We start from the raw sequence: 13,021 nt of genomic DNA on the forward strand, positions 1-13,021 counted from the left end.
GCCGTTTATATTTCGTAGCTGACGCGGTGGGCTTCCGTGGGCGCGGGTAATTCCCAGTGAATCAACATGCTCTGCAGGGCTTTGTTGCTTAGCGTGGTATCCCGCCGGCCGTTGCGGCGCAGCAGCTCCGCCCGCGGCTGCTCAAGGTAGACAATCTCTACTTCGGCGCCGTAGGCGTAGCACAGATCCAGCGTGCGGGCGCGCATTTGCCGGCTCAGATGCGTGGCGTTCCAGACGAATTCGCCGCGCGTGCGCAGCAGCTCACGCGCCTTCGCCAGCGCCCATTGCGTCGCCTTGCCGTCGTTTTCCCCGTGTTTGAGCCCCAGTTGCGTGCGGGCGTCATCGTACGAGACGACCGGCATACCCGCGCGGCGGGCCTGCACCCAACTGTCCTTGCCGGACGCCGGCAGTCCGCACATCACGGTGACTCTGGCGCCCGGTTCCTGAAACAGCGGGTAGTCCGGGTGCAGGGCGGCGCCGCGAAAGTAGCTGATGCGGGTATGGGCATCGGCAAAATCGCGCGGCCTGCCGTAACAGTTTTCCTCTCTGGCCAGCTCGCGAAACAGCTCGATGTTGTCGAGCACCCGGGATTTATCCGCGCAGATCCGTCCGCGGATATCCGCTTCCGCCAGCGTCGCCAGCAGCGGGATATCCAACTGCCACGACAGCTCGTGTACCGTGAACTGCGGCGATACGCGGCGTCGGGCGTCATCCAGACAATAAAACGGCACCTGGTGCACGGCGATCATCCGGCACACGGCTTCCCGAATATCGAACGGCGCGCCGGCATCCCACAGCAGGATGCGCGCGTCGACCGCGCCCTTGCGGGAGTGTCCCGGCTGGCCGATACGGCCGGTCAGCGGATCGATGACCGTGGTGTGGTGTTTAGCCACGTCGTGCAGCAGCGCGGCCAGAAACAGCACTTCCTGTTGCGCGCGCGGCGCATGGCGGTAATCGTCGAGCTGCAGCAACGCGTCGACCACCATCATCGTATGCGTCCAGACGTCGCCCTCGCCGTGATATTGCGGCTCCTGCGGAGTGTGTTTCGCCCGTTCGAGCAGCGGAAAGGCGTCCAGCCAAAGGGCGAAATCGGGCGCGGCGCCGGCCTCGGGGATCAGCGCCTTAATGTCATTCCAGTCCATCGTTATTCTCCCATTGCGTAGGGCGCAGGGCGGTCGTCGGGCGTGGTTGGCCCATCATGGTCGATCGCCCTGCAGTTCGTCCAGCGTGATTGCGTTCAGTTCATCCAGCGAACGCAGCGTACGCAATCCCAGCGATTGCCAGTTGACCCGCGGTTGCGGCGCGTAAATATCCACGTCGTCCGCCAGGCGGTTAGGCAGGACGGGCCGGCTGGCATGGTGTGAGCCGCTGTCCTGAATGGTCTGGACAAAATCGCGCCGCACCAGCTTATAGCGCGCCAGCACCTGCTCTTCATCTTCGACCTTCAGGTACAACCCTTCCGAACTGTCGGAGCGGTCGGTCTGCCGCCAGCTCAGGGCTGGCGGCAGGTCGTGACGCCGCACGCTGTCCTCGAAAGCCGCACGCCAGACCAGACTTTTGGCCAGCGACCGGAATACCAGTTTCCACAGCAGCGCCGGTCGGGTCGGCATCGGGCCGGCATACAGCACCGGCACCGACAGCACCGGCGAACCGGCCAGCAGCGCGTGACGCCGCGCGGTCGACAGAAATCGCCCGCAGCGTCGGTCATAGAGGTCGAACTCGTTAAAGTAGTGCGGCAGACGGTCATAGAACACCGAGTGCTTGCTGTAAGCCCACTCGCCATACATGACGAAGCGGTCTTCCAGTCGATCGAACAGGCGCGACTCATGCGCCGTGGCCCAGCGTTTAAACAGATTGAACTGCCGCTCGCGGGCGCCGCCGGTCAGGTAGTGACCGCGCGACTGCAACAGGAGTTCGGCCGTTTCGCTGAAGGATACGCCGGCGTTCGCGCCGTCGATTTTCTCTTCAATCACCACGTAGCGTCCGGCCAGCGCTTTTAGCGGCGTCTGGTCAGAGGCATCGTCGCCGGGCTGTAAGCGCGACCCTTCCAGGTGGGGCGTGCGCGGGTATTTCAATAGTGGTAGTGCAGATAGAAACATGTTGATCGCCCGCCGCGTTATTGGCGCGGCCAGGCCCGTTAAGGTAAGCGGGGCCGACGAAGGTATTCGCACGCGAGTCGACGCGCTATCCGCCGGGCAGGCCGGAGAACAGAGTCGCAGGAAGAAGGTAGCGGAAGAGTTATGACCAGCCTGTCCGTCACAGGCCGGAACATAGTGAAACCCGTACCGCAGCCAACGCTGGCGCAGACTGCGCCGAATCGAGGCTGCTTAATGCAGTCGTCGGCGTATTAATGGGTGGCGGACAGACAGGGCACGGTAGGGCTCCATATAGCGAATAAGGTGAATAGGATAAATAAACGGCGCGATTCTAACGGGGTCGGCGCGCGACGGCAAGTCCCGGGCCGAAAAAAATTGAGGACCGGTCGACGACGCCGGCGTAAAACCCCGGGCGGATACGGATCCGTCCGGGGCGAAAATGCGCGGCGGGAGATATTGATAAACCGCCGCGACGCCGTTTATGCGCCAGCGCGCCCAGGCGTCAGGCTTTGAACGTGATCCAGGGGCGTAGCCGGGCGATGCGCTGGATCAATCCGGCCTGCTCCTGTACCTCAATCACCGGCGTTACCGGTTTATAGGCGGCGGGCGCCTCTTCGCGCAGTCGCTCCTCTTTCAGCGTAATGCATTGCCAGGGCAACGCGTCCGGCCGCGGCGGCGCATCGGCGCGGTTTCGCATCCGCTGCCGGCGTTCGGCGCGGCCGGCGCCGTGTGAACAGGACCACAGCCAGTCAGGATGTCCCTGACCGGCGACCAGCCAGGAGTAATCGCCCATCGAGCCGGGGATTAAGGCGAATTGCCCGGCTCCCGCCGGCGTGGCGCCTTTGCGGTGCAGATTCATGCCGCGTTCCTGCAGGATGATATTGTGCGACAGGTCGACAATCAGCTTACTGTCGTCGCGGGCAAAAATCGGTTGCCACGCGCTGCGGATCAATTCGGTCAATACGATACGATTGATCCAGGCATAGCGGGCGGCCACCCCCATGGCCTCCAGATATTCGTCTGCCTGTCGGTCAGCCAGCGCAAACAGCCCCGACGCCGGATATTTCTCGCCCGCGGGCCAGCTCGCCCTGGCGCTATCGATCCCGCGCTGGCCGACATAGAAACCGACATCCCGCGAGCCGGTGTGAATCATGACGACGACTTCGCCTTCCCGCAGACCGGCGCGATATGCCGCATGTCGATCGAAAATGGCATCGACCACCTGCAGTTCGACGAAATGGTTGCCCGAGCCGACGGTGCCGAGACTGGCGGGGCGCAGAATATCGCGCGGCGCGAAAAAGGCGGCGGGGGCGTGGCGGGCGTGCGACCGGACCGCGTCGGTTCCGGCAATGCGGTTCAATTCAACCGCCAGCCGCGCCAGATCGACCTCGCGCCACAGCCCCAGCTGCGGCAGCGACGCCAGCCAGGCGGGCAATCCTTCGTCAAACAGCGCTGAAAACGACTGCGGCGTCACCGGAACATCGCGCCGATCGAAAAGCAGCCGGCGCCTGAGCGCCTCAGTCAGCTCGCTCTGCCGTTCGCGCGCTTCAGCGTAATGAATGCCGGTGGACAGCAAACGCATGCCGCAGTTGATATCGGTGCCAATGGCCGCCGGGATCACCATATTCGGCGTAGTGGCGACGATACTGCCGACCGGCGCGATGGCGCCGGGATGGAAATCCGGCGTCGCTCTGGCGCAATGAACGCGGGCATCGTGTCCCGGCAGATAAACAGAGGCGAAATCAAGCAGCTGTTGTACCGCTTTTTCTTCCAGCGGCAGTGTTTCCGGCAACAAAACCTGCGCTTCGGCCTGATGGCGGCGGAAACGGTAGGTTGCATTGCGGTATTCGCTGTCTATCCCGAGGCGGGATAAACGTTTTTGTAATCGGGTAAATGTAGACATGGCGCTACCTGGAAAAACAAAAAAACGCTCCTCCCACATTAAAGGGAGAAGGGGGTTTTTCCTGCAGCAGCAATTCAGGAAGTGATCAGCGCGGCTATTCTAGCCGCGAAGCGACGGGTTTGTAAATGGTCAGCGGCGTTTTTGCTCCGGGGGGAGAAAGCAACGAGCGCCAGCGCTCCCCGATTCAACAGGGGAAATCCAGCCGGGAGAGCTGATCCAGCAGCATGGCGTCCTGCTCTGCGTTCGGCATATACACCAGCAGGCGATCGCCGTTGTGAGAGGCCGTCCACCAGTTGATCTGCCGTAGTGAGATCGTGCCCAACAGCGGGTGGCGGAAACGCTTTATCCTGTCGTTGACGCCCTGAACCTCGTAGCGCTGTTGCCACATCTGGCGGAAGGTGTCGGACTCGTCCAGGTAACGCTGCAGCTGAGCTTCCCACACCTGATCGCCGCTGTGCTCGGCCATGCGCGCGCGAAACATCGCCACCATGTGGCGCAGGATCTCATGCAAATCCTCCAGCCGCGACTGCCAGTCGGCATTGTTGAAGGCCAGATAAATACAGTTGCGATCTTCCGGCGGAATGTTGGCCAGATCGATATTCAGCAGCCGGCACCAGGATTGGTTAAATCCGAGGATGGTAAAGCGCGCGTTGATAATCACGGCCGGAAAGGGATTAAGCCGATCAAGAATCAACTGATGATCTTCGGTCAGCTTTTCGCAAATGGCGCGTGCGGCGGGCGAATAAGGCAGGCTGGCCAGCATAAACACATGGCGGGTTTCGTCTTCATTGAACTGCAACGCTTTGGCGATAGCCAGCATGGTTTTGGCGGAGGTGCGGATCGGACGCCCTTGTTCCAGCCAGGTGTACCAGGTAATGCCCACGTCCGCCAGTTGCGCAATGTCTTCCCGCCGTAACCCCGGCGTGCGCCGCTTGCGCGGAACCGGCAAACCGAGCCGCACGGGATCGAGACTTTCACGGCGGGCGCGCAGGTAGGCGCCCAGAGTCTTTCGGTTGTGCTGGCCGGCGTCGTTGGCGGGGACGTCGGTCATGATTGTCGCCATTTAAAAGTTCTCCGCGTCTGGCGGGTAGTATTTATACCAGCATAATCAAGAACTGGTACCCGTTTAAATTACCTGTGATGCTAGCGCTCAGAGGCAATGAATACAACGGGTACAAACGAATGAAACAGGTTTCTCTGGCATCAGGATTAAGCCGTATCGGCCTGATCGTCTTACTCACCGGGCAACTGCTGCCGATGATTGATTTTTCTATTGTCAATGTGGCGCTGGAAGCGATGGCGCGGGCGTTGTCCGCCAGTCCGTCGGAGCTTGAACTGGTGGTTTCGGTCTATGGCGTGGCGTTTGCGGTTTCGCTGGCGATGGGCGGTCGGCTGGGCGATAACCTGGGGCGCCGCCGGGTATTTATCAGCGGAACGGCGATATTCGGCGTGGCGTCGCTGCTGTGCGGCATTGCGCAAAGCGTATGGCTGTTGCTGCTGGCGCGAATGCTGCAGGGAATTGGGGCGGCGCTGATTGTGCCGCAAATCCTCGCGACCATCCATGTGTGTCTGCGCGGGCGCCGGCATGCCCGAACGCTGGGCATTTACAGCGCAATAGGCGGTCTGGCGTTTATCGTCGGGCAGGTGCTGGGCGGCGTGCTGTTGAAGCTGGATATCGGCGGCTATGGTTGGCGCAGCGTTTTTCTGGTCAATCTGCCTTTTTGCCTGCTGGTTGTGCTGTTTGCGCCGCTGTGGGTGCCGGACACCCGGGGGGAGAAGCGGGTGCATCTTGACCTGTCCGGCAGCACGCTGTTGGCGCTGGCCATCGCCGGTCTGCTGTTCCCGCTGGCGCTGGGGCCGCTCTGGCACTGGCCGTGGCCTTGCATCGTCGCGCTGCTGGCGAGCGCGGCGTGTTTTCCGCTGCTGTGGTGGGTGGAGTGTCGGCAGGAACGGCGCCAGCGGGCGCCGCTGTTGCCGCCGACGTTGCTGCGCCTGCCCAGCGTCCGCTTTGGTCTGGCCGCCGGGGTGTTGTTTTTCTCCTGCTGGAGCGGATTTATGTTCGCCGTCGCTTATGTTCTGCAGTCCGGCGGCGGATTCTCGCCGCTGCAGTCAGGCAACAGTTTTATCGGCCTTGGGCTGGCCTATTTTTTCTCGTCGCTGCTGAGCGGGCGAGTAACTGAACGGATCGGCAAAATCCGTACGTTGCTTATCGGTTGCGCCATTCAGATGAGCGGTCTGCTGCTATTGATGGCGACGATAGCCACCACGTGGCCGACGCCGACGATTTTTAGTTTGCTGCCCGCCACGCTGTTGGTGGGGTTCGGTCAGGCGTTTATCGTGAGCAGTTTTTACCGCATCGGCCTGTCTGACGTACCCGTTTCGCATGCCGGATCCGGCAGCGCGCTGTTGTCCACCGTACAGCAGGCGGCGCTGGGCGTCGGGCCGATTATGAGCGGTACGGTACTGGTGCAGACGCTGCATATCACCCGCGACGACTATGCGACGGCGCTGATTGCCGTTCTTGGCGTAGAGTGGGGCGTTATGCTGCTGCTGGTCCTCGGCGCCGGCTGGATGTGGCGGCGGGAACGGCGCCAGGCGCGGGCGGCGACGGAGCGCCGCGCCGGGGCTTTACGGGCGCAGCGCGACTGACGTCGCGCCGTCCGCGATAACGTCAGCATCGGCTCTATTGATGAGCCAGTTTTTGCAGCGCTTTGTCCGCCAGCAGGGTAAAGTAACGCGCCGCCGGCAGGATGGCGGCTTCATCCGGATTAAAGCGCGGATGATGCAACCCAAACTCGCTGGCGGAGCCGATGTTGACAAACGCGCCGGGGACGTGGTGCAGATAAAAGGCGAAATCTTCGCCGCCCATTTGCGGCGGCTGATCGTGTACCCGATAACCCGCCTGCCGCGCGACCGCTTTACTGAAATCCGCCCATTCGCCATTATTGATGAGCGTGGGCGGGCCGGAGTGCCAGCGCAGTTCGGCCTGCGCGCCGAATCCGGCGGCGATATTGCCGATCAGCGCGGCGATTTTTTCCGGCACCGCGGCCCTGATGTCAACGCTGTGAGTGCGTACGGTGCCTTCCAGTTCCACCTGTTCCGGCAGTACGTTCCAGGTATTGCCGCCGCCGATGCGGGTGACGCTGACCAGCACCGAGTCCAGCGCGCTGAAACTGCGGCTCGGCAGCGTTTGCAGCGCGGTGATGATATGCGCCGCCACCACAATGCTGTCCACTCCCTGTTCCGGACGGGCGGCATGCGCGCCTTTGCCGCGCACAAAAATTTCGAAGCGATCAACATTCGCATGCAGAGGGCCGGAGCGAGTACCAAACTCGCCCACCGGCAGATCGGGGGCGTTATGCGCGCCGAAAATCGCGCTTACGTCCTGTAGCGCGCCGGCGTCGATCAGTTGACTGGCGCCATTGAAGGTTTCTTCGGCCGGCTGAAACAGAATGCGTACGTTGCCGGCCAGCTGCGCTTCGTTCGCTTTAAGCAGCAGCGCGGCCCCGAGCATGATCGACGTATGGATATCGTGCCCGCAGGCGTGCATCACGCCGCGATGGCGCGAAATAAACGGCTGCGAGGTTTGCTCATCTATTGGCAGGGCGTCAATGTCCGCACGCAGGGCGATAGTGGGGCCGGGCTTACGGCCGATTTGCGCCACCACGCCGGTTTTCAGCGCAAGCGGCAAAATATCGATGCCGGCTTCGCGTAACCAGACGGTGATTTTTTCTGTGGTTTGGTATTCATTATTCGAGAGTTCCGGATATTGGTGCAATTCCCGGCGCCATGCGGTGAGTTTGTCAGCTAAGGTTGCGGTCATATATCGGTTTTTTTACCTGTAAATCAAAAGTTGTAAATTAATCATGAGGCTATCGGCGGTCAAAGATTTATTTCTGATAAGTTAATTATCAAACGGATTAATCGACTGCACCAACCACCAACCACCAACCACCAACCACCAACCACCAACCACCATACTGCAGGCTGGGGGCGCGCTGTTTTTTGTGGCTTACGCCCTCCGGGGCGGGCCGTCGTCAGCGGCGTGCAAATCCGCGTCCGGCGGATTTGTCACCCGAATTATCGGGCAAGCTCCCGGCGATTCGCGGCGGCGTCGCGGTGCAGCGCAACCGCTATGCCGGTTCCGGGCGGCGGGATGCTGTCGCCACGGAGGGCGTTGTAATGAACGCGGCGCGACCCGTTTCGCGGTTGCCTGCGCCGCCCGGCACCGCATCGATAAGCTGACGGGTGTAGGGATGCTGCGGCTGTTGCCAGATTTGGCGGTAATCGCCGCTTTCCACACAGCGCCCGTGCTGCATCACCATTACTCTGTCGGCGATATAGCGCACTACCGCCAGATCGTGGGAAATAAACAGCAACGACAGCCCCATATCATTTTTCAGTTCGACCAGCAGGTTGAGGATTTGAGCCTGGATCGACACGTCGAGCGCGGAAACCGGCTCATCGCAGATAACCAGCCGGGGGCGCACGACCAGCGCGCGGGCAATACCGATGCGCTGGCGCTGGCCGCCGGAAAATTCATGCGGATAGCGCGTCAGACTGCTTTGCGTCAGCCCGACGCGATCGACCATCTGGCGGATTATCCGCTGACGTTCGGCTTTGTTGCCAATGTTATGCACAATCAGCGGTATTTCGAGAATATGGCCGATGTCGTGACGAGGATTGAGCGAGGCGTAGGGGTCCTGAAATATCATTTGCACCTGACGCCGCAATGCCTGCAGCCGCGATTCTTTCAGATTGGTGATATCCTGACCGTCAAGAATAACCTGGCCCTGCACCGAGGGCAGCAGGCGCAGAATGGTTTTCGACAGCGTGGATTTACCGCAGCCGGATTCTCCCACCAGGCCCAGCGTCTCGCCGGGAAAAATATCCAGCGACACATTGTCTACGGCGGCGATGCTGCCCTGCGCCGTCGGGTATTCGGTACGAATGCCTTTGAGCGACAGCAGCGGCCGGGCCTTTTGGTCCGGTATGCGTACAGGCAACGCCGGCGGCGTAAACAGGGTGAAGGTCGGCTCATCGTTTTCCATCCCGTGGCGGATCTCCGCCAGCCGGCTGGTATGGTAGTGCGTGTCCTGAACCATGTGCAGCGAAGTGGCGAGCAGCCCTTGCGTATAGCGATGCGCGGGCGCGCTAAACAGCTGGGCGGTCGGCGCGTCTTCCACCTTGCGGCCGGCGAACATCACGGCAACCCGGTCGGCCCAGCGCGACACCAGCCCCAGATCGTGGGTAATCAACAGCAGGCTCATCGACAGCTCATGGCGCAGCCGATCGAGCAGTTCGAGAATTTGCGCCTGAATGGTGACGTCCAGCGCGGTAGTCGGTTCGTCGGCGATCAGCAGACGCGGCTGGCAGGCTACGGCCATGGCGATCATTACCCGCTGGCGCTGCCCGCCGGACAGATTGTGCGGATAGTCGTCGATACGCCGGTGCGGTTCGGGGATTCTGACCAGCTCCAGCAGCTCGATGGCTCTGGCCCGGGCGGCGGACGGCTTCAGCGCCTGATGCAGACGAAGGGTTTCGCCGATCTGCTGCCCGATAGGCAGCACCGGATTGAGCGAGGTCATCGGTTCCTGAAAAATCATCGAAATAGCGTTGCCGCGCAGCCGGCGCATTTCGGCGGCCGGCAGCGTCAGCAGATCCTGCCCTTCGAATAGAATGCGGCCGCTAATGCGGCCGGGTGCGGCGATCAGACGCATCAGCGACAGCGCGGTCGCCGACTTGCCGCATCCTGATTCGCCTACCAGCGCCAGCGTTTCTCCCGGCGCAATCGTTAAATTCAGGCCGCTCACGGCCTGATGGCCGGGAAAGGCGACGTGCAGATCCTGAATATCCAGTAACGGCGTCATGCGTTTCTCTCCCGCAGACGTGGGTTTAGCGCGTCATTGAGCGCATCGCCCACCAGATTGAGCGATAGTACGGTCAGCACCAGCACGCTGCCCGGTAGCGCGGTCAAATACCAGGCGGTGCGCAGGGATTCACGTCCGGTGCCGATCATGGACCCCCAACTGATGCGGTTGGGATCGCCAAAGCCGAGAAAAGAGAGCGCCGATTCAATCAGAATGGCCGAAGCCACCATGACGGAGGTGGTGACGATAATCGACGGCAGCGCATTGGGCAGCATCTCCTGCAGGATGATGCGCCGGCTGGAGAAACCCTGACTGCGCGCGGCCAGCACGAAGTCGCTTTCGCGCAGCGTACGAAACTCGGCGCGCACCAGACGGGCGATAGTCGGCCACGACGCGATACCGATGGCGCAGGATATCAGCCCCACCGACGGCTGGCCGATGGCTACCAGCACCACCACCAGCAGGAAGGTGGGGAAGGTTTGAAACAATTCCGTGATATGCACCAATATGTCATCGATGCGGCCGCCGAAATAGCCGGCCAGGCTGCCTGTCAGCGTGCCGATGAACAGGCTTACCAGCACCGAACTGAAACCGATCAGCAGCGACACCTGCGCACCGTGCACAATGCCGGCGGCGACGTCGCGCCCCAGAGAATCCGTGCCTAACGGATAGTTCGGATCCTGCCCGGGCCACAAAAACGGCTGCGCCACCATATCAAGGGGATCGTCGGGATAGATAAAGGGCGCGGCCAACGCCATCAACAACACCAGCAGGAGCAGCGTTAACCCGGCCATGCCTGCCGGATTATGCAAAAAAGCGCGGAGTTCCGGCGACAGACGAAAGTTTTTTTCTCGCAGCGGAACGATGCCGCCGACCGGCGGCGCGGCGCTGCCTTCGGGAAGCGAATTTTTCATATCAGTTCACCTTGATTCGCGGATCGAGCCAGGACTGCAGTAAATCGACCAGAATGTTGGCGACGATCACCAGCAAAGCGGATAGCAGCAGCACGCCGAGCAGTACGTTGAAGTCGCGCGCCATCACGGCATCCAGCGCCAGACGGCCAAGCCCCGGCCAGCTGAACACGGTTTCCACCACCGCCGCGCCGCCCAGCAGATTGCCGAAGTGCATACCGGCCACCGTGGTAATCGGCAGTAACGCGCAGCGCAGCACGTGGCGCACGGTAACCACAATTGGCGCCAGTCCTTTGGCGTGTGCCGTACGCACGAAATCCTGCCGGCTGATTTCCAGGATGGCGGCGCGGGTCAGTCGGGCATAAATGGCGATGAAGAAACTGCTGAGTGCGAGTACGGGCAGCACGGCATGGCGCAGCATATCCTGAACGTAGCCCCAGCCGCTCAGCTCGGCGCCGATGGTGATATTGCCGCCGCTCGGCAACCAGTCGAGATGGACGGAAAACAAGATAAGCGCCATCAGACCGATCCAGAAACCGGGGGTGGAATAGAGCAACAGCGCCAGCAAGGACAACAGGCGATCGGGCCATTTTCCGGCCCATATCGCCATGACGGTACCCAGCGTGATGCCGGCGACGACGGCGGTTATCTGTGAAATCAGCATCAGAAACAGCGTGCCCGGCAGACGGGACAGGATCAGATCCGTCACCGGCGCGTTATAGCGCGGCGAAAATCCCAGACTGAAATGCGCCAGATTGTTCAGATAACTGTACAACTGCTGCAGCACAGGCTGGTCGAGGCCGAACTGGTTGCGCAACTGGGTCATGGTTTCCTCGGTGGCGCTGCCCGATTCCCCGGCCAATACGTCCGCCGCATCGCCGGGCACCAGCTGCAGCAGGAAAAAAACTATGATAACGATACCGATAGCGGTCGGAAGCGCATGGAGTGTCGTACGTCGCAGTACGCGATATGTTCGTGCCAGGTTACTCATCTTTTTCCTTTCGCGTAGCCCCTGTCTGCGGCGAGGCGGGGGGATTTATGGTTCCAGCCAGGTGGCGTCCAGCGCGCCATTGACGGCTTCAATACCGGTCAGAGAGCCGCGGACGCGTTGTTGCGGATGGGATTAAGCCTTGAGCTGCAGCTGATTCAGATCGGGCAATTCCCGCGTCACGCTGCGCTGGAACGCGTTATATCGTTCGGTTTGTCTGTTTGTCTGATTGGGTTAGCGATCCTGGCGTTATCCGCACGTCTTATGTCTTTATTATTTAATAAGTGCGGTTATCGTATTTGAATGGTTATTTGAAACAAACGTTTAAATTCAGCTTTGCTTGCATCAAAAATGCATAATCGGTCACGGGCCATCATCCGTCCGGCACAGCCGAAACCAGATCTTTAATCATGGCTGCGGATACCGTCCGGCGGCAGGACTACCCGCCAGGCGCGTCTCCAAGGGACGGTCTGGAGCCAGATACGCGGATGATGATTAGATTTTTCATTTTATTGGCGAGTTTCACGAAAGCAGTTTGCTCCCAGTTTGATATATTTTCCCATTGCCACTAAATATTTCTTATTTTTATCGCTGAGATGTCTGTTTTTATAAATTTCGCCGGGCAGCATATAAAACTGCGTCGAACTTTCATCATCGCCATCGCAACCCTTTTGAATGATCACGCGAAAAAACGTATTGCCGCTGTTTTGCAAGGTTCCGTTGCGTTCATCCAGCCGGTAGGCGAAATGCAATGTTCTGGGCCGCACCACCAGAATGGTGTTCATGGAAACGACAGGGAAGATGTAGGTCTTTTGGCGCGCCGGTTTAAACGGGAATAACGTCAGCGGCGACTCTTTGAAGATGATGCGGTAATAGCGCTCTTTATCATCGCGCGGGCCACGGTAAAAAATTTTGAAGTACTCTTTGCCGTTGGCGTCGACGGAGAACTTGAGCGGCGCGTAGAGCAATTCGCCATTTTCCATCGGCAAACGGCGTTCTCCGCCTGCGCCGGGGCGGTCTATCCGGTAAGCGGAAATGGTGTAGATATTATTCTTTTGCGTGTCGTTAAACAGCTGTCTGGAAATAAAGTCTCTGTCCGCCGGCATCTCATAAATGATGGAATCAAAATAAACCGCCTTCACGCCGGCTGAAAACAGCCAAAGGAGGGCTAAGATAATGTGTCTGCTCACGGTATGCTCTCAATAGGCGCAATTGACGATGTTATCCGGCCCCGGCGCTCAGGGGCCGGAGAC

At 60.4% G+C, this 13,021-nt stretch carries 10 protein-coding genes; 1 reads left to right on the plus strand and 9 read right to left on the minus strand.

Going from position 1 to position 13,021, the window contains the following annotated elements; translation table 11 throughout:
- Positions 1-5 precede the first annotated feature (5 nt).
- The 4 genes from FJU30_RS09115 to FJU30_RS09130 form a co-directional block, all read right to left on the minus strand.
- Complete coding sequence (locus FJU30_RS09115; RefSeq protein ID WP_150434632.1) at positions 6-1,142, minus strand: AAA family ATPase; 1,137 nt, start codon at positions 1,140-1,142, stop codon at positions 6-8.
- Between the two features lie 54 nt (positions 1,143-1,196).
- Complete coding sequence (locus FJU30_RS09120; protein ID WP_150434633.1) at positions 1,197-2,099, minus strand: RNA ligase family protein; 903 nt, start codon at positions 2,097-2,099, stop codon at positions 1,197-1,199.
- Between the two features lie 499 nt (positions 2,100-2,598).
- Positions 2,599-3,999, minus strand: a complete 1,401-nt coding sequence (locus FJU30_RS09125) for an RtcB family protein (RefSeq protein ID WP_150434634.1) — start codon at positions 3,997-3,999, stop codon at positions 2,599-2,601.
- Positions 4,000-4,183: 184 nt separating this feature from the next.
- On the minus strand, positions 4,184-5,062 hold the full coding sequence (locus FJU30_RS09130; RefSeq protein ID WP_150434635.1) for a helix-turn-helix transcriptional regulator: 879 nt from the start codon (positions 5,060-5,062) through the stop codon (positions 4,184-4,186).
- Positions 5,063-5,181: 119 nt separating this feature from the next.
- Between FJU30_RS09130 and FJU30_RS09135 the strand changes: the two genes are divergently transcribed.
- Positions 5,182-6,648, plus strand: coding sequence for an MFS transporter (locus tag FJU30_RS09135; RefSeq protein WP_150434636.1), 1,467 nt, complete (start codon positions 5,182-5,184; stop codon positions 6,646-6,648).
- Between the two features lie 34 nt (positions 6,649-6,682).
- Here FJU30_RS09135 and FJU30_RS09140 read toward each other — a convergent pair whose 3' ends face one another.
- The 5 genes from FJU30_RS09140 to FJU30_RS09160 form a co-directional block, all read right to left on the minus strand.
- The gene (locus FJU30_RS09140) at positions 6,683-7,822 is read right to left on the minus strand and encodes an amidohydrolase (protein ID WP_150434637.1); all 1,140 of its coding nucleotides are present in this window, start codon (positions 7,820-7,822) and stop codon (positions 6,683-6,685) included.
- 310 nt (positions 7,823-8,132) lie between these two features.
- Positions 8,133-9,869, minus strand: a complete 1,737-nt coding sequence (locus FJU30_RS09145; protein ID WP_150434638.1) for an ABC transporter ATP-binding protein — start codon at positions 9,867-9,869, stop codon at positions 8,133-8,135.
- The gene (locus tag FJU30_RS09150) at positions 9,866-10,783 is read right to left on the minus strand and encodes an ABC transporter permease (protein ID WP_150434639.1); all 918 of its coding nucleotides are present in this window, start codon (positions 10,781-10,783) and stop codon (positions 9,866-9,868) included. The genes FJU30_RS09145 and FJU30_RS09150 overlap by 4 nt, the downstream gene beginning before the upstream one ends.
- A gap of 1 nt (position 10,784) precedes the next feature.
- The gene (locus FJU30_RS09155) at positions 10,785-11,771 is read right to left on the minus strand and encodes an ABC transporter permease (protein WP_150434640.1); all 987 of its coding nucleotides are present in this window, start codon (positions 11,769-11,771) and stop codon (positions 10,785-10,787) included.
- A gap of 506 nt (positions 11,772-12,277) precedes the next feature.
- A complete protein-coding gene (locus FJU30_RS09160) occupies positions 12,278-12,958 on the minus strand; it encodes a fimbrial biogenesis chaperone (protein WP_150434641.1) in 681 nt (226 codons plus the stop codon).
- Positions 12,959-13,021 lie beyond the last annotated feature (63 nt).

The sequence above is a fragment of the Affinibrenneria salicis genome (genome assembly GCF_008710095.1).

Coding starts and splice junctions, on each gene's coding strand:
- FJU30_RS09150 (WP_150434639.1), bottom strand. CDS start 10,783: ATGAAAAATTCGCTTCCCGAAGGCAGCGCCGCGCCGCCGGTCGGCGGC.
- FJU30_RS09115 (WP_150434632.1), bottom strand. CDS start 1,142: ATGGACTGGAATGACATTAAGGCGCTGATCCCCGAGGCCGGCGCCGCG.
- FJU30_RS09155 (WP_150434640.1), bottom strand. CDS start 11,771: ATGAGTAACCTGGCACGAACATATCGCGTACTGCGACGTACGACACTC.
- FJU30_RS09130 (WP_150434635.1), bottom strand. CDS start 5,062: ATGGCGACAATCATGACCGACGTCCCCGCCAACGACGCCGGCCAGCAC.
- FJU30_RS09140 (WP_150434637.1), bottom strand. CDS start 7,822: ATGACCGCAACCTTAGCTGACAAACTCACCGCATGGCGCCGGGAATTG.
- FJU30_RS09135 (WP_150434636.1), top strand. CDS start 5,182: ATGAAACAGGTTTCTCTGGCATCAGGATTAAGCCGTATCGGCCTGATC.
- FJU30_RS09125 (WP_150434634.1), bottom strand. CDS start 3,999: ATGTCTACATTTACCCGATTACAAAAACGTTTATCCCGCCTCGGGATA.
- FJU30_RS09145 (WP_150434638.1), bottom strand. CDS start 9,869: ATGACGCCGTTACTGGATATTCAGGATCTGCACGTCGCCTTTCCCGGC.
- FJU30_RS09120 (WP_150434633.1), bottom strand. CDS start 2,099: ATGTTTCTATCTGCACTACCACTATTGAAATACCCGCGCACGCCCCAC.